The sequence below is a fragment of the Limnobaculum xujianqingii genome (genome assembly GCF_013394855.1).
GTDB lineage: Bacteria > Pseudomonadota > Gammaproteobacteria > Enterobacterales > Enterobacteriaceae > Limnobaculum > Limnobaculum xujianqingii.
On sequence record NZ_JABMLK010000001.1, the window covers coordinates 2528396 to 2547144 of the forward strand.

Below are 18749 nucleotides of genomic sequence, written 5' to 3' on the forward strand. Positions count from 1 at the left end.
TCTACCCTAAACCCCGGTCAAAGCTACTCTTCAACCCGGCTTTCCATCAGATAAATCCTCACGCTCAATCCACCACGTTCACTGGTACCCATCATGATCTCACCGTCATGACCATCAATGATACGGCGTAAAATCGATAATCCCAGACCAGTACCACTAATGCTACGCGCGCTATCACCGCGAACAAAGGGCTGGAATAACATTTCTAACTGTTCTTCAGGAATACCGGGACCATCGTCATCCACCTGAAACCAGACTCGCCCCTCTTCTCTGCCGCTGCTAACTTTAATCCAGCCATTGCCATAGCGGGAAGCATTCACAATCAGATTAACAATTGCGCGTTTAATAGAGAGCGGATGAATATTGGCAATCAACTCACCGTGATATAAATCAGTAGCAATTTCTTGATCTAACCCGCTGGCAGACACTACTTCAGCCAAAATAGTATTGATATCACCTGGCTCAGTACGCTGTTCCCTGCCAGTACTCAGATAATCAATAAACTGCTCAATAATGGCATTGCACTCTTCAATATCTTTATTAATCGACTCCGCCAGATAATCCTCTTTCGACCCCATCATCTCTGTTGCCAGACGAATTCGGGTCAGCGGCGTTCTCAGGTCGTGGCTAACGCCAGCCATCAGTATGGTGCGATCGTTATCTAATTGTTTAACGCCGGAAGTCATACGGTTGAAAGCCCGGGTAACAGAACGTACCTCAGATGCACCATACTCTCGTAATGGTGGCGGAATCATGCCCATCCCAACCTGCTGAGCGGCATGCTCAAGATCTGCCAGAGGTCGGTTTTGAATACGAATAAATAGCCAGGCACCACCAATGACCATCAAAATAATGGCCAGGGTATAGCGAAATAATGGGGCAAACTCCCCCTGACGTATTTCAGTCAGAGGTACACGAACCCAAACTTTTGGAGAGAGCTCAGTCTTCAACCACACTACCGGAGAGTGATTTCCCAACTGAATACGAACCTCTGTGGGCCCATCAAGCTGCTGCGACATCTGCTTACTGAGGAAATCATAGCGCTGCGACCAGCGTAATCCACTCTCTTCAGCAGAAGCATCAGTATGTAATGAGATCCCCAATTCCCGATACATCTCTTGCTGGAATTGGGGAGGGATAATCAGGTAAGTTCCATCCTCAAGCTTTAAGCGGTCGGTCATTAACATCCGTACTTCATAAGCCAATACTTTATTAAACTGTTGGATACTTGGCAAAATAGCAAAGTTCAACACTACAAAGTACGTCGTCACCAGACTGATAAACAGCAACGAGACAATCAGTAATAAAGTACGAGCAACCGCACTGCGGGGAGGAAACCGCCAAAAAATCATGCAGCACTACCGTCCGGCACAAAAACGTAGCCTAATCCCCATACGGTTTGAATATAACGCGGGTGTGCCGCATCTTCTTCCACCATACGACGCAGGCGAGAAATCTGAACATCAATAGAGCGCTCCATGGCACTGTACTCGCGGCCACGTGCCAGATTCATCAGTTTATCCCGGGATAATGGCTCTCTCGGATGACTTACTAATGCTTTCAGCACCGCAAATTCACCGCTGGTTAACGGCATAGGTTCATCATCTTTAAACATTTCACGAGTGCCGAGGTTCAGCTTGAACTTACCGAATATAATAACGGCTTCTTCCTGAGATGGCGCACCGGGCAGCTCATTGGCCTGACGACGTAACACTGCACGGATTCGGGCCAATAGTTCTCTTGGATTAAATGGTTTCGGAATATAATCATCCGCACCAATCTCAAGGCCGACGATACGGTCAACTTCTTCACCCTTGGCGGTAACCATAATAATAGGTATCGGATTGCTCTGGCTGCGCAGACGGCGGCAGATGGATAATCCATCTTCACCGGGGAGCATCAAATCAAGTACCATCAAGTGAAAAGACTCTCGGGTTAATAACCGATCCATCTGTTCGGCGTTAGCAACGCCGCGTACCTGAAAGCCCTGCTCGGTAAGATAGCGTTCTAATAAACTGCGCAGACGCATATCGTCATCAACGACCAGAATCTTATGATTCTCTTGCATGATTTCGCTCCAAAGGTTTCCTGTGAACAGCTAAACTCAAATCTCAAATAGGTTTAGCTGAGACAACACAATTTGCATAACTGACACGGGAAAATTGTTACAAAGATTAATAACTGTAAACTTGTGTCTGGTCAGCGCCATAACGCCCATTGATGAACCCCTTGTTATCCGCGTGATTCACCGATTTTAAAAACAGTTCTATTCTTCAAAAGGTTGATAGCGAATATCTAATACCCAATAGCTAACCCGGCCATTCGGTGTTTCCACACTCACTTCATCATCCACCTTTTTACCAATCAGCGCCCGGGCCACCGGCGAATCGATAGAGATCCATTTTTTTGCCGGATTAAACTCATCAGGCCCTACCAGCCGGAAAACGTTGGTCTCCCCTTCTTCGTTCTCCACCTGAACCCAGGCACCAAAAAATACTTTACCTTCCTGCTGAGGATTAGGGTCAACAATCTTCAGTACTTCCAAACGCTTAGTCAGAAAGCGAACCCGGCGGTCAATTTCACGCAACCGTTTCTTACCATAGATGTATTCAGCGTTTTCAGAGCGGTCCCCCATCGCGGCTGCTTCAGACACTGCCTGAGTCACGATCGGACGTTCTTCTCGCCACAAATACTTCAATTCCTTGTCCAGCGCTTCCCAGCCCTGGCGGGTGATGTAATTACTTTTTGCCATTAGATTCTCTGCACTTCAAACTATTTCAAATTGTAGCTTAATCAGAATGTTTTCACCTTAGTTTATAGTGATTCAGCTGGTCTTGTGTTGGTTTCTTCTGGCATTTTTATTCAGTAATCCGTATAACGACTCCAATTTTTCATTCAGACAGATATAGGGTTTATGAATAATCTATTAAGTCGCACTATTGCCAATGAGCTACAGGTAAGACCTGAACAGGTTCTGTCCACCATTAACTTATTAGATGAGGGCAACACGGTTCCCTTTATTGCCCGTTACCGTAAAGAGGTCACCGGCGGGCTGGATGATACTCAGCTCCGGCAGTTAGAGACCCGACTGGTTTATCTGCGCGAACTGGAAGACCGTCGCCAGACCATTCTGAAATCCATTGACGAGCAGGGCAAATTATCAAGCGAGCTGGCTTCCGCCATCAATGGCACCATGAGTAAAACCGAGCTGGAAGACCTCTACCTGCCCTATAAACCTAAACGCCGTACCCGTGGGCAGATCGCAATTGAAGCAGGTCTGGAACCATTGGCGGACTCATTATGGCAAGATCCGCAGCAGGAACCCGAACAGGCTGCGCTGCCTTATGTCGATAATGACAAAGGCGTGGCGGATACCAAAGCCGCACTGGATGGTGCCCGTTATATTCTGATGGAGCGCTTTTCAGAAGATGCTGCACTACTCAGTAAAATACGTGAATACCTGTGGAAGAATGCTTATCTGACCTCCCGTATGTTGGAAGGTAAAGAGCAGGAAGGGGCAAAATTCCGCGATTACTTTGCCCACCAGGAGCCTATTTCAGGAACCCCTTCTCACCGGGCACTGGCCATGTTCCGTGGTCGTAACGAAGGCATCTTAAGCCTGTCTCTGAATGCCGATCCGCAGCATGATGAGCCACCGCGTGAAAGCTATTGTGAGCAAATTATTGCTGACCATCTGAACTTACGTCTCAACAATGCTCCAGCCGATAGCTGGCGTAAAGCAGTCGTTAACTGGACATGGCGCATCAAAATTTTGATGCATATGGAAACTGAATTGATGGGTAGCCTGAGAGAACGGGCTGAAGATGAAGCCATCAATGTTTTTGCCCGTAATATGCAGGATTTATTAATGGCAGCTCCGGCGGGAATGCGTGCCACTATGGGTCTGGATCCGGGTCTGCGTACCGGTGTGAAAGTTGCAGTGGTTGATGCAACCGGTAAGTTAGTAGCCACTGATACCATTTATCCGCATACCGGTCAGGCCGCCAAAGCCGCCGCGATTGTCGCCGCACTCTGTATCAAACATAACGTAGAACTGGTTGCCATTGGTAATGGTACCGCTTCAAGAGAAACAGAACGTTTCTATCTGGAACTACAACGCCAGTATCCGGAAGTAAAAGGCCAAAAAGTGATTGTCAGTGAAGCGGGAGCATCAGTCTATTCTGCTTCTGAGCTGGCTGCTTTGGAATTCCCCGATCTTGACGTATCGTTGCGCGGTGCGGTTTCTATCGCCCGTCGTCTGCAAGATCCATTGGCGGAGCTGGTTAAGATTGAACCAAAATCCATTGGGGTTGGTCAGTATCAGCATGACGTTAGCCAAACGCTGCTGGCGCGTCGTCTGGATGCAGTGGTTGAGGACTGCGTAAACGCCGTTGGTGTTGACCTGAATACCGCGTCTGTTCCTCTGTTAACTCGCGTTGCAGGCTTAAGTCGAGTGATTGCGCAAAATATTGTCGATTGGCGTGATACCCACGGCCGCTTCAATAATCGTAGTCAGCTAATGGACGTGAGCCGCCTTGGACCGAAAGCGTTTGAACAATGTGCGGGCTTCCTGCGTATTAATCAGGGTGATAACCCACTGGATTCCTCAACGGTTCACCCGGAAACCTATCCGGTAGTTGAGCGTATTTTACAGGCAACACAAAAGACTCTGCACGACCTGATGGGTAGCCCTGATGCATTGCGCGGTATCAGAGCCTCTGACTTTACCGATGAACGTTTTGGGGTACCTACTGTTACCGATATTCTGAAAGAGCTGGAAAAACCGGGCCGTGACCCACGCCCTGAATTTAAAACCGCTAATTTTGCTGAAGGGGTAGAAACCCTGAACGACCTTAATATCGGTATGATTCTGGAAGGTACGGTGACTAACGTGACTAACTTTGGTGCGTTTGTGGATATTGGCGTACATCAGGATGGTCTGGTGCACATCTCTTCTCTGGCCGATAAGTTTGTTGAAGACCCCCATACGGTAGTCAAAGCCGGTGATATCGTTAAGGTCAAAGTGATGGAAGTCGATCTGGATCGCAAACGTATCGCCTTATCCATGCGCCTGGATGAGCAACCGGGAGAAGGTAGCAGCCGGAAATCAGCACCTGCCGATAACAATAGCAGACCACAACGCCGCCCGGCTCCACAGCAGGCAAAACCAGCCTCTGGCAGTAACAATAGTGCCATGGGTGATGCACTGGCGGCAGCGTTAAATAAAATGAAACGTTGATATAAATGTAATAAATTATCACGGCTGTTGATGAATAAATATTTTCTAACCACAGCCGTGATGATTATTTAGTTTGATATAAATCAAAAAATACACATTAACTGATTTAACTATTTCACCGTTAACTTTTCAGATAAATACTAATAACAAGCCCCACTTAATCACTTATTAAGTAAGCTTAATTTATTTTCTAATTCGTTAAATAGTAGTAACGCGACGTATATTCGCTTCTGATAAACAGCAATAATAGCTAACTTAATTTCAATATAATCAATGCATTAAAAATTGCGTTTTTTAACCTACTCTTCAATATTCAGATATCTCTCTATTCTTGCCACTTATATTGGTAGACAAAGGTAGTAATAATTATTTACGCTTAGCATGCCTCATAGCATTGTTTACGATAATCATTCTTAATAACATTAGCATTGAGGGCATAAAGAGTTGCGTAAATGACAGGATGATATGGTTTATCGCAGGAAGCAGAACTCAAATATCATTTATTGCTAAATACCATCTTTAGACAAATCTTATGCTGTTATCAACATGAGTTAAGGTTACCCAGAACGTTATGATTCCACTACAACCTCAGTGCTCATACAAAATTACCGGGTTTACTCCTGAGATCAATCCTGCGTATCGTCAAAAATTGCTGTCTCTCGGGCTATTGCCCGGTTCGGTATTCCGCGTTATTCGCGTAGCGCCACTAGGCGATCCTATTCAAATCGAAACACCGCGGGTGTGTTTAGTTCTGCGCAAGAAAGACCTGAATTTTATTAAACTCGCACTGGTTGAATAAGTTAAAACCGGTTCGGTAAATAGACGTATTACTCATCTTTATCTCTTTTTGGCTGAAAAATGAAACAACTTACTATCGGGTTAATCGGTAACCCAAACTCAGGTAAAACCACGCTGTTTAATCAGCTTACCGGCTCACGTCAACGCGTAGGGAATTGGGCAGGGGTTACCGTTGAGCGTAAGGAAGGTCATTTCAAAACCGATGACAGCCAGGTAACTCTGGTGGACCTACCGGGAACCTACTCGCTAACCACTATTTCTGAGCATACTTCCCTTGATGAACAGATTGCCTGTCATTACATCCTGAGTGGTGAAGCCGACTTGCTTCTCAACGTAATGGATGCCTCCAATCTGGAACGTAGCCTTTACCTGACGCTTCAACTGTTGGAGCTAGGGATCCCCTGCATTATCGCTCTCAATATGCTGGATATTGCTCACGATCAGCATATTGAAATTGATATTGAAGCCTTATCGAAAAAGTTAGGCTGCCCAATCATTCCGCTGGTTTCAACCCGTGGTCGTGGCCTGAAAGAACTGAAGTCTGCTATTGATAAATTACAATTAAATCAGCATCAGTCGTTAATTACTTATCCGGATGTCGTTGAAGAGCAGGCGGCTAAACTGGCCAGTCTGATGCCATCCCAATTGCCGGACCAGCAAACTCGCTGGCTGGCTTTACAAATGTTAGAAGGCGATATTTATAGCCGGTCGCTATCCGGTGCAGCAGAAGCGCAGCTACCTCAGGCTCGTTCTGTGTTGCAAGAGCATTATCAGGAAGATCCGGGACTCATTATTGCTGATGCCCGTTATCAAACCATTGCCGCCATTTGCCACGATGTGCATAACCTGAGTCAGGCACAGCCGAGCAAACTGACCCAGGCGTTAGATAAAATCGTGATTAACCGCTGGCTCGGATTACCTATTTTCCTGTTTGTGATGTATCTGATGTTCGTGCTGGCCATAAACATCGGTGGTGCGCTACAGCCGCTGTTTGACGTTGGCTCTGCGGCCATCTTTATTTCAGGTATCCAATGGGTCGGTCACACGCTGAACTTTCCTGAATGGCTGACGATTTTTCTGGCGCAAGGTATTGGCGGTGGTATTAACACCGTCTTACCATTGGTACCGCAAATTGGCCTGATGTACCTGTTCCTCGCATTTCTGGAAGACTCCGGTTATATGGCCCGTGCTGCCTTCGTGATGGACAAACTGATGTATGCGTTGGGATTACCCGGCAAATCATTTGTTCCACTGATTGTTGGCTTTGGTTGCAACGTTCCTTCCATCATGGGCACCCGTACTCTGGACGCTCCACGGGAACGTTTAATCACTATTCTGATGGCCCCATTTATGTCCTGCGGCGCACGACTGGCTATATTCGCTGTGTTCTCCGCCGCTTTTTTCGGCAAAGATGGCGCACTGGTAGTTTTCTCGTTATACCTGTTGGGTATTGTGGTAGCCATTCTTACCGGCCTGATGCTGAAATACACCATTATGCGCGGTGAATCGACGCCGTTTATTATGGAGCTACCGGTTTACCACGTTCCTCACGTTAAAAGCCTGTTGCTGCAAACCTGGCAGCGTCTGAAAGGCTTCGTGTTGCGTGCCGGTACGGTTATTGTGATTGCCAGCGTACTAATCGGTGGCCTTAACAGTTTTTCATTTTCCGGCAAGCCGGTGAATAACCTGAATGATTCAGCGCTGGCTTCCACCAGTAAGGTACTGACGCCGCTGCTTCACCCAATTGGGGTGACACAGGATAACTGGCAGGCTACCGTTGGCTTAATTACCGGAGCCATGGCGAAAGAAGTGGTGGTCGGTACATTAAATACCCTGTATACCGCTGAACAGATTACCAACGAACCATTCGACTATGAAAACTTCAATCTGTTAACCGAGCTGGAAGGTGCATTAACGGAAACCTGGGACAGCCTGAAAGATACTTTCACCCTCAGCGCTTTAAGTAACCCGATTGAGGCCAGTAAAGGCGATGGCGAGATGAATGGCACCTCAATGGGTGTCATGAGCAGCAAGTTCGGCAGCATTTCCGCCGCCTATAGTTATCTGATCTTCGTGTTGCTTTATGTTCCTTGTGTTTCAGTTATGGGTGCAATTGCCCGGGAAAGCAGTAAAGGTTGGATGATGTTCTCTATCTTCTGGGGATTAGATATCGCCTACAGCCTGTCAGCGGCTTTCTATCAAATCGCCAACTTCTCTGCTCATCCGCAGCAAAGTACCGTGATTATTGCCGCTATTGTGATATTTAACCTGCTCCTGATGTACGCCCTGTATCATTTACGCGATAGGGTAACCACCAAAATGCCAAAAGCAGCTACAGAAGATTGTTGTAAAAATAAAGCGGGACATTGCCACTAAAATGATCAGCTTAATTGCCATCCGCGATGCCATTGCCTTACAGGGTATCGCGGAATTAAATCAGCTCAGTCGTCAGTTTGACCAACCTCCAGCGCTAATGCAGGCGATGCTAAAACAGCTGGAAACAATGGGGAAAATTGAACGAGTAGAAGCAGACAGCAGTTGTCTGATAGGCAACTGTAAGGACTGTCCTGATGGCAAAAAATGCCTGACTGAAGCCTACAGAATCAAAAAGCATATCTCGGCCTGAAATAGGCCAAAACTTGTCCTGCTTAATCCTGCCCCTCCGGTGAAAACTCCCGAATAAAACTTATTACCTGCTGACAAAACTCATCCGGATGCGAGATAAACGGCGCATGAGCCGCATGGTTAATCAGAACCGAGCGAGATCGCGGCCATAACGCATCCAGTTGGGGGACAATTCGTCTTGGTACCAGCCCATCAAGAGAACCATAAATTCGCAGCAGAGGTACAGGTAAGTCAACCAATGCCTGACGCAAATCATTCTCTGCCAACAAACGCAGGCCACCATGCAATACGCTAACTTTCGGCATAGGGCAATTCAGCACCACCTGATTCAATTTTTTTGCATCGTTGCGGGCATCAGGTGCCCCCAAAGTTTGTAACGCCATAAACTGAGCGACGGTTTGCTCGAAGTTTCCACTGAGCTGCTCTTCAAAACCACGCAATACATCGGCCCGGATGCCCGGCCATTTCTCTTCATCTCTGGCACAGAAACAGGGGGAAGAAGCTACACTAATCAGCGCCTGAACGCGTTCTGGTGCAATTAACGCCATTTTACTGGCAACCAATCCACCCATTGACCACCCAAGCCATACTGCCTGCTGGGGCGCTTTCTCCAACATAACCTCTGCCATCTGATGCAAACTGAGTACACCAAAGTCCTGACTTCGACCATAACCGGGTAAATCCACCAGATGCAGTCGAAAATGCGGTGCAAGTCTGTCAGTAATGCAACCCCAAACCTCGGCATTCAGTCCCCATCCGTGCAACAGCACAAGATCGAGTTTACCTTCACCAAAAGTCCGCCAGTAAAGTGATGTCATGAAGTAAAGTCCACTAAGAAACCCGTTAGAGAAAACCAATCAGGGAAAGATAACTTACTATGCCGTTTATCGATAGCTTATGCTGGCTCTGTCAGCGCCCTTTGGCAATAGCACAACAGGGTATTTGCAGTATCTGTTTGAATCTATTACCGGCGTTACCCAACTGCTGTCAGCGTTGTGGTTTGCCAACAGAACCACTATTACCATGCTGTGATGAATGCCAACGAAAGCCACCTGGCTGGTCACAGCTTATTGCCGTCAGCGACTATTGCTATCCGGTGAAATACTTTATCACCCGTTTGAAATTTTATGGAGAGGATAAATATGTTCCTCTGCTTTCACGTCTGCTACTTTTACGCTGGCTCGATGCGCGCCGCAATCGACAAATCAAACGCCCACAATTATTGCTTACTGTTCCATTGCACCATACTCGCCACTGGAAACGAGGATTTAACCAAACAGCGCTGATTGCGCGTCGTCTGGCGCACTGGGTCAACGTTCCTTATCGTGAAGATATCCTGATTCGTCATCGCGCTACGCCACCTCAACAAAGCCTGAAAGCCGAACTTCGCCAGCATAATCTGACCAATGCCTTTTCCTGTCTTGGTGACATACGCGGGCTGCATATCGCCTTACTTGACGACATAGTTACCACAGGCAATACGGTGGCAGAAATCACTCAATTACTATTACATCACGGGGCTGCTTCAGTACAGATTTGGTGTTTATGCCGAACCTTGAAGAGTGAGGGTAAATAGGCGTATTATATCCGACAAGAAAGGTCAACTACTGAGTATGTCATGGTTACAATTACTGATTCGGCACAATCCCACTTTAAAAAATTACTGGCTAATCAGGAAGAAGGCACGCAAATCCGTGTTTTCGTGATTAACCCTGGTACACCTACCGCTGAGTGTGGCGTATCTTATTGTCCGCCGGATGCGGTTGAAGCCAATGACACTGAACTTAAATTCAACGAGTTCTCTGCCTATATTGATGAAATTAGCGCTCCCTACCTGGAAGATGCAGTGATTGATTTTGTTACTGACCAGTTGGGTGCACAGCTTACGCTGAAAGCACCAAACGCTAAAATGCGTAAAGTTGACGACGACGCACCTCTGATTGAGCGCGTTGAATATATGCTGCAATCACAGATCAACCCTCAGTTAGCAGGCCATGGTGGTCGCGTTTCTCTGATGGAAATTACCGATGAAGGTTATGCCATTCTGCAATTCGGCGGCGGCTGTAACGGCTGTTCGATGGTGGATTACACCCTGAAAGAAGGCATTGAAAAAGAATTGCTGCAGAAGTTCCCTGAATTGAAAGGGGTTAAAGACCAGACCGAGCATGAGAGTGGTGAGCACTCTTATTATAAGTAATAGTTAAAAGGGGCCAACGGCCCCTTTTTAATACCAATAAATCTACTTCTGTGGATATTCCGTCCGTAATAATACAGTGCTTAAATTCACTTCGTGTGCGGCCGGAAAACAATCTGTACTTAGCTACAAAGTGCGTCGGGCCTAGGCTGCCTACGGGCAGTTATGAAACACCTTACGGTGTTTCACCCTTCGGGCCAGCGCAAGCGCTGTTCAAACAGGCTTTGCCTGTTTGTCGTTGGCTTACGCCAAGTCGCCCCCAACGGCAATCTCTCCCTCCGATTGGCTTAGCTTATTATTAGAAATAATGCATGATTTATTAGCAAAAAGGGGCCTGCGGCCCCTTTTTGATTCATTCAGAAGATAAAATTATTCTGCGTACTGCTGCTTTCTACCGGCAACATCCGCCAGCCATGCGGCGACGCGTTGTTTTTGGCTTTCATCCAGCCACATGCCCATCTTGGTGCGGCGCCAGATGGCGTCGTCCAGATTATGTACCCATTCTTTAGTAACCAGATACTCCAGTTCGGCTTCATACAAGCCATGACCAAAGTCTTCACCTAAATCCGCCAGGCTGGTTTTATTTTCCAGAATCATTTCACTACGTGAACCGTAAGTATGAGCGTAGCGAATCGCTAAGCTATCCGGTAACCAGTTATATTTACGGCGCAATGCTTCTGCATAACGATTACGATCGGTTCCCATACCACCGCCAGGCAATACGCTGTTTTTGGTCCACGCCGGGCCAATTCCAGGGTAATAGTTAACCAGCTTTTCCATCGCGTGCTCAGCCAATTTGCGATAGGTGGTTAACTTACCGCCAAAGACTGACAGTAATGGTGCCTTACCTGCATCGTCAGCCACTTCCAGCGTATAGTCACGGGTTACCGCCTGCGGGGAGTCAGACTCATCATCACACAATGGACGCACACCAGAATAAGTCCAGACAACATCATCTTTAGCTAGCTGCTTTTTAAAGTGATCGTTATAAACCTTAAGCAGGTAATTCACTTCATTATCATCAATTTTCACATCCAGTGGATCGCCATGATATTCCACATCGGTGGTACCAATGATAGAAAACTCGCCCAGCCATGGAATCACAAATACAATGCGGTTATCTTCGTTTTGCAGAATATAGGCCTGTGGCTCGGAATGAACCTTACGCACCACAATATGACTGCCTTTAATCAGGCGGATACCGCGTGGAGATTTAAGCTGCAGGCCATCATCATAAAATTGTTTCACCCAAGGGCCGGTCGCATTAACTAAACCTTTCGCGCGCCAGGTCAGCACTTCACCGCTGATCTCATCCCGGGCTTCAACTACCCAGATCCCCTGTTCACGCCATGCACGAGTCACTTTAGTTTGGGTGCGAACTTCACCACCACGTTCAACCACTTCAAGGGCATTTGATACCACTAAACGAGCATCATCTACCCAACAATCAGAATATTCAAAGCCGCGGGTCAGCTCAGGATTTAGTACTGAATCCGGACCAAACTTCAGGCCGTTACTGGCCGGTAAGCTGGTACGCTTACCCAAGTGATCGTAAAGAAACAGTCCTGCACGAATCATCCAGGCCGGACGCAAATGCGGTTGATGCGGTAAACGAAAACGCAGAGGGAAAGCAATATGCGGTGCCAGACGCAATAATACCTCGCGTTCAGCCAGCGCTTCACTGACCAGACGAAATTCATAGTGTTCCAGATAGCGTAATCCGCCATGAATCAGCTTAGAACTGGCTGATGATGTAGCACAGGCGAGGTCTTTAGCTTCCAGTAGTAAAACGGAAAGCCCACGCCCGGCAGCATCCGCAGCAATACCAGCACCATTGATCCCTCCGCCGATAACAATTAAATCTTTGGTTTCCATTTTATCTACCTCAGCATGCTCGAAAGAGCTTTTTATGTTCGAATTCGAGCATTATTGTAGATGAAAACAAACAAACTAGCCAGTAATTAACCAAATAAAAACATTAGCGCGTGATCTTAATAACATTATATCCACAATAAAATAAAGGTTAATTATTAGTAATATTATAATATGTCATATAATAAATATTGTTATTACTTGTTGGTGTCATCTCAGGAGGAGTTATGAATAAATCGTTGTTGGTAGGAATTGGCTTTGGTATTGCCATTGCATTAGGCATTACTGCAATTGCATCCGATGGAATAAGTCTTTTCTCTTCCCAGCCTAAATACGCCGACGTTGTTTCTGTTACTCCCGTTAAAGAAACGATTAAGACGCCTCGTAAAGAATGTCAGGATGTGGTCGTAACCCATAAAAAGCCAGTGAAAGATCAGCATCAGGTTGCTGGTTCCATTCTAGGGGCGGTTGCCGGTGGGGTGATAGGTCATCAGTTTGGTGGGGGACATGGTAAACAGTTGGCAACCATTGCCGGTGCCGCTGCAGGTGGCTACACCGGTCACGAGGTACAGGGCCATTTACAGAATAGTGATACCTATACCACCACAGAAAAACGCTGTAAAACGGTGCAGGATAGTTCAGAGAAGATTCTTGGCTACGATGTGGCTTACAAAATAGGTGATAAACCGGGGAATGTTCGTATGGACCACCAACCTGAAAAGCAGATCCCTCTGGATGATAAAGGACAGCTAATAGTAACGGCGCCGGTCACTCAGTCAAAATAGCGTTTGTAACTTCAACAGGCCGTATCATACAACGGCCTGGTTGAGTTATCAGAGCTCAATCAACACAGTTCCAGTTTCACATCGTACTGTTTGATAATGTTCATTACGCTGGCTGGTGGCTCTTCATCGGTAAACAGATAATCAATCAGCCCCATATTACCTAAGTTAACCATCGCATTACGGCCAAATTTGGAGTGATCGGTTACCAGCATCACACTACGAGAATTTTCAATAATCGCTCGTTTGGTGCGCACCTCATGGTAGTCGAACTCCAACAGGCTGCCATCCATATCAATACCGCTGATCCCCAAAATACCGTAATCCAATCGAAACTGAGAGATAAAATCCAACGTTGCTTCGCCGATAATACCGCCATCCCGGGAACGAACTTCTCCACCGGCCAGAATTAAACGAAAATCAGGTTTGCTGGTTAACAGAGTCGCGACGTTCAGGTTATTGGTAACAACTCGTAAATTCTTATGATTCAACAATGCATGGGCCACCGCTTCCGGCGTGGTACCAATATCGATAAACAGCGTTGCTCCGTCGGGAATATGGCTGGCAACGCGCTCAGCAATACGGGCCTTTTCTTCCAACCACATCACTTTACGATCGTGATAAGCCGCATTAACAGCTGAACTCGAAGGCAGTGCAGCACCGCCATGATGACGCTGGATTTTATTTTGATCCGCCAGCTCGTTCAGATCGCGACGAATGGTCTGCGGGCTTACACCAAAATGTTCTACCAGCTCTTCAGTACTAACATAACCATGTTTACGCACTAAATCGATAATAGACTCATGTCGTTGAGTTTGTTTCACTTCGAGACCCTATACGCGTATATCCTTCGCGCCCTTTGTTATTGTTTATTAAGATCTTTGAGAAGATCGGGTATCCCACCATGCCAACGCCAGACCAACAACTAACCCACCCAAGTGAGCAGTATTGCCGACGGACATACCAACCAAACTGAGAGCACCAAAATAACCTATCAATATCCACGCCACGGCAAATGCCATCAACGAGCGCTGCAAAAAGATCCCCCTTTCCGGCGCTCGCTCACCCGACAACCAACAGTAGCCTATCAGGGCATAAACCACACCAGATAAGCCACCAAACATATGGCCGCTAAATAGAGCCTGTCCACAACCGGAAAGAATAGCGGATAACAAGGTAATTTCTAACAGCTTTCTTGTTCCCAGCCGCTTTTCCAGCGGGCCACCTAAATACCACCACCACACCAGATTGAAAAGAATATGCATCAGAGAAAAATGTAAAAACGCATGGCTTACCCAGCGCCATATCTGAATATATTGGCTACTGTCTGCCGGATAGGCAAATATCTCCATTAATGCATCGTCACCAAACAATTGCATCAACAAATAAACAATAACGCAGATAGCAATAACCGCAAACGTTAAAGGTCCGGCCTGATTTCGCAACGTTGCCAACGAGTAGGCTCGATGATAAGTAATATTGGCATCAGATCGTCCTGATTGCCAACTGGCAGCCAGATAGCGCGGATCGTTTGGATTATGTAGAAATCTATCCAATTCTTGATGAGCCAGCTGTTCGGATGACTCATCAACCAGCCATAGCTCTATTTGTTGTTGTTGGTAATGAATCTCGATGGTCACATTTAGCGTAGCCATATAGTCAACAAAGGCATGCGCCATACGGGGATTAGAAAGAACAATTAGTCGAACCATCCAGACTCACTCTACCATTAACCAGAAAATAGATAATTTAGCGTACCAATACTGATTGCCACAATAAACAACACTTGCAGCAATGCGTTAACGCTTGTGTATGCCTAATTTACCACAACATTCCCTACATCATCAGGGGATATATTAACAGGCAAGAGCTCTGACCAATAAAGTTATTACGTAAAGAGGCCCACCAGCAGGCAAAGAGGGGAGAAAAAATAGCCTGGCAACAGGCTACCTTAACAATCGTAGCCCGCCTGTTTATAAAATCAGGAAACGACCACCTGTTGTGGATAGTGGCGAGCCCAGGACTCAAAACCACCTTCAATACTGTATACCTGTTCAAAACCCTGATGAACCAGATACTGTGCCGCTCCACGACTGCTAATACCGTGATAGCACATAACAAAAATTGGATGATTAAAATCCGTCTCTTGCATAAAGCGATTCAGACTGGCATCAGTCAGATGAATGGCCTCAGGGGCATGACCTGAGTGAAAACTCTGAGCATCACGAATATCAACCAGCGTTGCTTCACCCTGCTGCAAACGTAAAAAAGCATCACTCACACTGATAGTACTGAACTGTTCCATAATCTCGCCATACCATAGTAAAACACTCAACTATTATAACGAGATTTTCTGAATATCGTCACCCTCTGGCTGATAAAAATTATGTTTTTTTACCGGGTTAAGCTCAACGATAACGACTAAGAAATCAGTGAAATCTATGCAATAAAAAAGGTGGCTAAAAGCCACCTTTTTCTAATTTGCTGTTGCCCCTAATCAGGCTTCAATTGCGACACGCAGTTTTTTCATCGCGTTCTTTTCAAGCTGACGCACACGCTCAGCAGAAACACCGTAACGATCTGCCAACTCCTGCAGAGTTGCCTTGGTCTCATCATTATTGAGCCAACGGGCACGGATAATATGCTGACTGCGCTCATCCAAACCGTCCAGAGCCAGAGCCAGTTTATCAGCGGCATCATTGTCCCAGTTTTCGTCTTCAATGCTTTCAGCAAAGTCTGACGTTTTATCTTCCAGGAACATCGCAGGTGCAACTACGCTGTTTTCATTCTCGTCATCAGGCGAGATATCAAAAGCCATATCCTGAGCCGCCATACGGGATTCCATTTCAAGCACATCTTTACTTGAAACCCCTAACTCGCGGGCAACCAGTTCCACTTCATCCTGATTAAACCAACCTAAACGCTGCTTAGACTTACGCAGGTTAAAGAACAGTTTACGCTGTGCTTTAGTGGTTGCGACTTTCACAATACGCCAGTTACGCAGAACGTATTCGTGAATTTCAGCCTTAATCCAGTGGACCGCAAAAGAAACCAGACGGACACCCACTTCAGGATTAAAACGGCGAACCGCTTTCATCAGACCGATGTTACCTTCCTGAATTAAATCAGCCTGAGGTAAGCCATAGCCTGAATAGTTACGAGCGACGTGAACAACGAAACGTAAATGGGACAGAATCAGCTTTTTAGCAGCTGCCAGATCGCCGTCGTAATGCAGCCGTTCAGCCAGTTCACGCTCTTCATCCGCTGTTAACATCGGATAGGTATTTGCAGCCCTGATATAGGCCTCCAAACTACCTTGGGGAACCAGGGCCAAAGTTTGCATTTCTTTAGTCATTCAAACCCTCTCATAGAGAAACTAATTATTGGTACTTTTGAACTGCATCATTAAAGATCTATCCGATCGATGCATAAAGGTCAACCAATTGCTTATTCGGTAATTAGACTAATATCTCAGTCATAAGTTCACAACCCGAGGAGAAATCTTTAACTCTATGGTTGATAACACAAAACCAAACACGGTACCTTCAATATGTTCAATTAATGAACCAAACGTCTTTTAGTATACCAAATATTCACTACCTTGGTGTAAATTGGCGTAAATGTCTTACCGTTGCCAGCCAGGCCGCAACCCAGCCAATCATTGCAGCAACCACCAGTAATAACAGGCTTTCATCCCAACTTAACCCATTGATTGAGAAACGTGTTCCAAAAACTTTTGCCGTTTCTGCCACCGATGCATCCAATGACCAAACCAGTGCCTGAGACATAATCAGCGAAAGTGCTGCGCCAAACAGTCCCAATAACATACCGCCATTCAAAAATGGCCGTAGAATAAATCCGTCGGTTGCACCAATCAGTTTCATGATGCTAATGGTATCCCGGCGACTGAAAATATTAAGGCGAACGCTGTTACCAATCACCAGAAACACCGCCACAATCATCAAGATGGCAATGGTACCGGAGACATTCCCCACCAAATGCGTCAGAGCTGACAAGCGAGAGAACCAGCTATCATCAGTTTTTACCTCGGTAACACCCTGAATCTGGCCTATATTGTCTCTTAGTTTAACCAGTGCATCTGAACCGAGAAAATCTGCTTTAGGAGAAACTATCACCAGTGCCGGTAGCGGGTTATCACTCAACATATCCAGTGCAGAACCAAACCCGGACCACTCACGAAACTCACTCAGCGCATTGTCCCGCGATACATAGTTAATGCTCTCAACGCCATCCAGCCCCTTAATTTGGGTACTAATGTCATCAGCAGCTTTATCATTCAGTTTCTTATCCAGATACACCGTAATTTGTGGCGTTGGATACCATTGAGATGCCGCATAGTTTACGTTCTTCCACACCAGGTAACACAGGCTGGGCAACGTGAGCGAAATGGCTATCACCATCACCGTCATAAACGTGGCTAACGGCTGGCGCAACATATCAACAAAGGTATTATTCCAGGCATAACACCACTGTTCTCGCCATCCTCCGGTACTACGAGTCGGAGCCTTAGCCGCTGGTTTGGCTTTTTTAACCGGTGCCTTATTCCCCCGCATAGCTGTCTCCTCCACTTAAACGCCCATGGCTCAGCGTTAATATCCGATAGGAGCGGCTGGAAATCAGCCCGGTATCATGGGTCGCCATCAATACTGTCACACCAGCACGATTAAACTCTTCAAACAGGCGCAGGATGCCTGCTGATAATTCATCATCCAGATTTCCTGTTGGTTCATCGGCCAGCAGCACGGCCGGTTTGTTTACTACCGCTCGGGCAATGCCAACGCGCTGTTGCTCACCGCCGGAAAGCTGTATTGGAAAACACCTGGCCTTATCTAACAAACCGACTTTATCCAGTGCAGCAGAAGCACGGCGGCGGATCTCTTCCGGGCTACTGCCACAAATAATCAACGGAAGCGCTACGTTGTCATACACCGTGCGATCCGCCAGCAGGTTATGATCCTGAAAGATCATGCCAATCTGACGTCGCAAGAAAGGAACTTCTGAAGACTTTAATCGGCTAACATCATGGCCCGAAAACCAGATGTGCCCGGCACTTGGGCGTTCAATACCACAAATCAGTTTGAGCAGCGTACTCTTCCCTGCACCGGAATGACCGGTTAAAAAAGCCATTTCGGCCTGCTGCAGATGGAAATTCACTCCCTGTAGCGCCTGTTGTCCGCCTAAATAGGCTTTGCTGACCTGCTCAAAACGAATCATCGTT

At 46.6% G+C, this 18749-nt stretch carries 18 protein-coding genes; 7 read left to right on the forward strand and 11 right to left on the reverse strand.

The genetic code is table 11. From position 1 onward, the window contains the following. Window positions 1-23: 23 nt before the first annotated feature. From envZ to greB, 3 genes are all read right to left on the reverse strand, one after another. A complete protein-coding gene (gene envZ / locus GOL65_RS11480) occupies window positions 24-1352 on the reverse strand; it encodes a two-component system sensor histidine kinase EnvZ (protein WP_140918889.1) in 1329 nt (442 codons plus the stop codon). Further along, complete coding sequence (gene ompR, locus GOL65_RS11485) at window positions 1349-2068, reverse strand: osmolarity response regulator transcription factor OmpR (protein WP_179038323.1); 720 nt, start codon at window positions 2066-2068, stop codon at window positions 1349-1351. The genes envZ and ompR overlap by 4 nt, the downstream gene beginning before the upstream one ends. 198 nt (window positions 2069-2266) lie before the next feature. Beyond that, window positions 2267-2752: a transcription elongation factor GreB gene (greB, locus tag GOL65_RS11490; RefSeq protein ID WP_140918891.1), complete on the reverse strand. Its 486-nt coding sequence runs from the start codon at window positions 2750-2752 to the stop codon at window positions 2267-2269. 162 nt (window positions 2753-2914) lie between these two features. On the opposite strand from greB, the gene GOL65_RS11495 reads away from it, so the two are divergent. The 4 genes from GOL65_RS11495 to GOL65_RS11510 all read left to right on the forward strand — a co-directional run bounded on the left by GOL65_RS11495 (window position 2915) and on the right by GOL65_RS11510 (window position 8663). Next, window positions 2915-5239 carry a Tex family protein gene (locus GOL65_RS11495; RefSeq protein WP_140918892.1) on the forward strand — a complete coding sequence of 775 codons (2325 nt, stop codon included), beginning with the start codon at window positions 2915-2917 and terminating at the stop codon, window positions 5237-5239. Window positions 5240-5813: 574 nt separating this feature from the next. Further along, the gene (gene feoA / locus GOL65_RS11500) at window positions 5814-6038 is read left to right on the forward strand and encodes a ferrous iron transporter A (protein WP_130593780.1); all 225 of its coding nucleotides are present in this window, start codon (window positions 5814-5816) and stop codon (window positions 6036-6038) included. 59 nt (window positions 6039-6097) lie between these two features. Beyond that, window positions 6098-8413 carry a Fe(2+) transporter permease subunit FeoB gene (feoB, locus tag GOL65_RS11505; protein ID WP_140918893.1) on the forward strand — a complete coding sequence of 772 codons (2316 nt, stop codon included), beginning with the start codon at window positions 6098-6100 and terminating at the stop codon, window positions 8411-8413. Window position 8414: 1 nt separating this feature from the next. Continuing rightward, entirely contained in the window at window positions 8415-8663 is a 249-nt protein-coding gene (locus GOL65_RS11510; protein ID WP_140918894.1) for a FeoC-like transcriptional regulator, read from the forward strand. A 22-nt stretch (window positions 8664-8685) separates the two neighbouring features. On the opposite strand, the gene bioH is transcribed toward GOL65_RS11510, so the two are convergent. Further along, window positions 8686-9480, reverse strand: a complete 795-nt coding sequence (bioH, locus tag GOL65_RS11515; RefSeq protein WP_140918895.1) for a pimeloyl-ACP methyl ester esterase BioH — start codon at window positions 9478-9480, stop codon at window positions 8686-8688. A 59-nt stretch (window positions 9481-9539) separates the two neighbouring features. On the opposite strand from bioH, the gene GOL65_RS11520 reads away from it, so the two are divergent. Beyond that, window positions 9540-10238 (forward strand): phosphoribosyltransferase family protein, encoded by a 699-nt coding sequence (locus GOL65_RS11520; protein WP_140918896.1) that lies wholly within the window; start codon window positions 9540-9542, stop codon window positions 10236-10238. A gap of 42 nt (window positions 10239-10280) precedes the next feature. Next, window positions 10281-10859 (forward strand): Fe-S biogenesis protein NfuA, encoded by a 579-nt coding sequence (nfuA, locus tag GOL65_RS11525; RefSeq protein WP_140918897.1) that lies wholly within the window; start codon window positions 10281-10283, stop codon window positions 10857-10859. 366 nt (window positions 10860-11225) lie between these two features. Here nfuA and glpD read toward each other — a convergent pair whose 3' ends face one another. After that, window positions 11226-12731, reverse strand: coding sequence for a glycerol-3-phosphate dehydrogenase (gene glpD, locus GOL65_RS11530; protein ID WP_140918898.1), 1506 nt, complete (start codon window positions 12729-12731; stop codon window positions 11226-11228). A 224-nt stretch (window positions 12732-12955) separates the two neighbouring features. On the opposite strand from glpD, the gene GOL65_RS11535 reads away from it, so the two are divergent. Continuing rightward, the gene (locus GOL65_RS11535; RefSeq protein WP_140918899.1) at window positions 12956-13513 is read left to right on the forward strand and encodes a glycine zipper 2TM domain-containing protein; all 558 of its coding nucleotides are present in this window, start codon (window positions 12956-12958) and stop codon (window positions 13511-13513) included. A gap of 59 nt (window positions 13514-13572) precedes the next feature. Here GOL65_RS11535 and GOL65_RS11540 read toward each other — a convergent pair whose 3' ends face one another. The 6 genes from GOL65_RS11540 to ftsE form a co-directional block, all read right to left on the reverse strand. Then, window positions 13573-14334, reverse strand: a complete 762-nt coding sequence (locus GOL65_RS11540) for a DeoR/GlpR family transcriptional regulator (RefSeq protein WP_130593208.1) — start codon at window positions 14332-14334, stop codon at window positions 13573-13575. A gap of 48 nt (window positions 14335-14382) precedes the next feature. Beyond that, window positions 14383-15222 carry a rhomboid family intramembrane serine protease GlpG gene (glpG, locus tag GOL65_RS11545; protein ID WP_140918900.1) on the reverse strand — a complete coding sequence of 280 codons (840 nt, stop codon included), beginning with the start codon at window positions 15220-15222 and terminating at the stop codon, window positions 14383-14385. A 269-nt stretch (window positions 15223-15491) separates the two neighbouring features. Then, window positions 15492-15815 (reverse strand): thiosulfate sulfurtransferase GlpE, encoded by a 324-nt coding sequence (gene glpE / locus GOL65_RS11550; RefSeq protein WP_140918901.1) that lies wholly within the window; start codon window positions 15813-15815, stop codon window positions 15492-15494. A 192-nt stretch (window positions 15816-16007) separates the two neighbouring features. Continuing rightward, entirely contained in the window at window positions 16008-16865 is an 858-nt protein-coding gene (gene rpoH / locus GOL65_RS11555; protein WP_130593211.1) for an RNA polymerase sigma factor RpoH, read from the reverse strand. Window positions 16866-17106: 241 nt separating this feature from the next. After that, window positions 17107-18084: a permease-like cell division protein FtsX gene (ftsX, locus tag GOL65_RS11560; protein WP_140918902.1), complete on the reverse strand. Its 978-nt coding sequence runs from the start codon at window positions 18082-18084 to the stop codon at window positions 17107-17109. Further along, window positions 18071-18745, reverse strand: coding sequence for a cell division ATP-binding protein FtsE (gene ftsE / locus GOL65_RS11565; RefSeq protein ID WP_140918903.1), 675 nt, complete (start codon window positions 18743-18745; stop codon window positions 18071-18073). Before ftsE ends, ftsX begins: the two co-directional genes overlap by 14 nt. Window positions 18746-18749 lie beyond the last annotated feature (4 nt).

Bases quoted from the DNA above. Each gene is read 5' to 3' on its own strand.
- bioH (WP_140918895.1), bottom strand. From the start codon at position 9,480: ATGACATCACTTTACTGGCGGACTTTTGGTGAAGGTAAACTCGATCTT.
- ompR (WP_179038323.1), bottom strand. From the start codon at position 2,068: ATGCAAGAGAATCATAAGATTCTGGTCGTTGATGACGATATGCGTCTG.
- rpoH (WP_130593211.1), bottom strand. From the start codon at position 16,865: ATGACTAAAGAAATGCAAACTTTGGCCCTGGTTCCCCAAGGTAGTTTG.
- glpE (WP_140918901.1), bottom strand. From the start codon at position 15,815: ATGGAACAGTTCAGTACTATCAGTGTGAGTGATGCTTTTTTACGTTTG.
- ftsX (WP_140918902.1), bottom strand. From the start codon at position 18,084: ATGCGGGGGAATAAGGCACCGGTTAAAAAAGCCAAACCAGCGGCTAAG.
- nfuA (WP_140918897.1), top strand. From the start codon at position 10,281: ATGGTTACAATTACTGATTCGGCACAATCCCACTTTAAAAAATTACTG.
- GOL65_RS11510 (WP_140918894.1), top strand. From the start codon at position 8,415: ATGATCAGCTTAATTGCCATCCGCGATGCCATTGCCTTACAGGGTATC.
- GOL65_RS11520 (WP_140918896.1), top strand. From the start codon at position 9,540: ATGCCGTTTATCGATAGCTTATGCTGGCTCTGTCAGCGCCCTTTGGCA.
- GOL65_RS11495 (WP_140918892.1), top strand. From the start codon at position 2,915: ATGAATAATCTATTAAGTCGCACTATTGCCAATGAGCTACAGGTAAGA.
- glpG (WP_140918900.1), bottom strand. From the start codon at position 15,222: ATGGTTCGACTAATTGTTCTTTCTAATCCCCGTATGGCGCATGCCTTT.
- greB (WP_140918891.1), bottom strand. From the start codon at position 2,752: ATGGCAAAAAGTAATTACATCACCCGCCAGGGCTGGGAAGCGCTGGAC.
- glpD (WP_140918898.1), bottom strand. From the start codon at position 12,731: ATGGAAACCAAAGATTTAATTGTTATCGGCGGAGGGATCAATGGTGCT.
- envZ (WP_140918889.1), bottom strand. From the start codon at position 1,352: ATGATTTTTTGGCGGTTTCCTCCCCGCAGTGCGGTTGCTCGTACTTTA.
- GOL65_RS11535 (WP_140918899.1), top strand. From the start codon at position 12,956: ATGAATAAATCGTTGTTGGTAGGAATTGGCTTTGGTATTGCCATTGCA.
- ftsE (WP_140918903.1), bottom strand. From the start codon at position 18,745: ATGATTCGTTTTGAGCAGGTCAGCAAAGCCTATTTAGGCGGACAACAG.
- feoB (WP_140918893.1), top strand. From the start codon at position 6,098: ATGAAACAACTTACTATCGGGTTAATCGGTAACCCAAACTCAGGTAAA.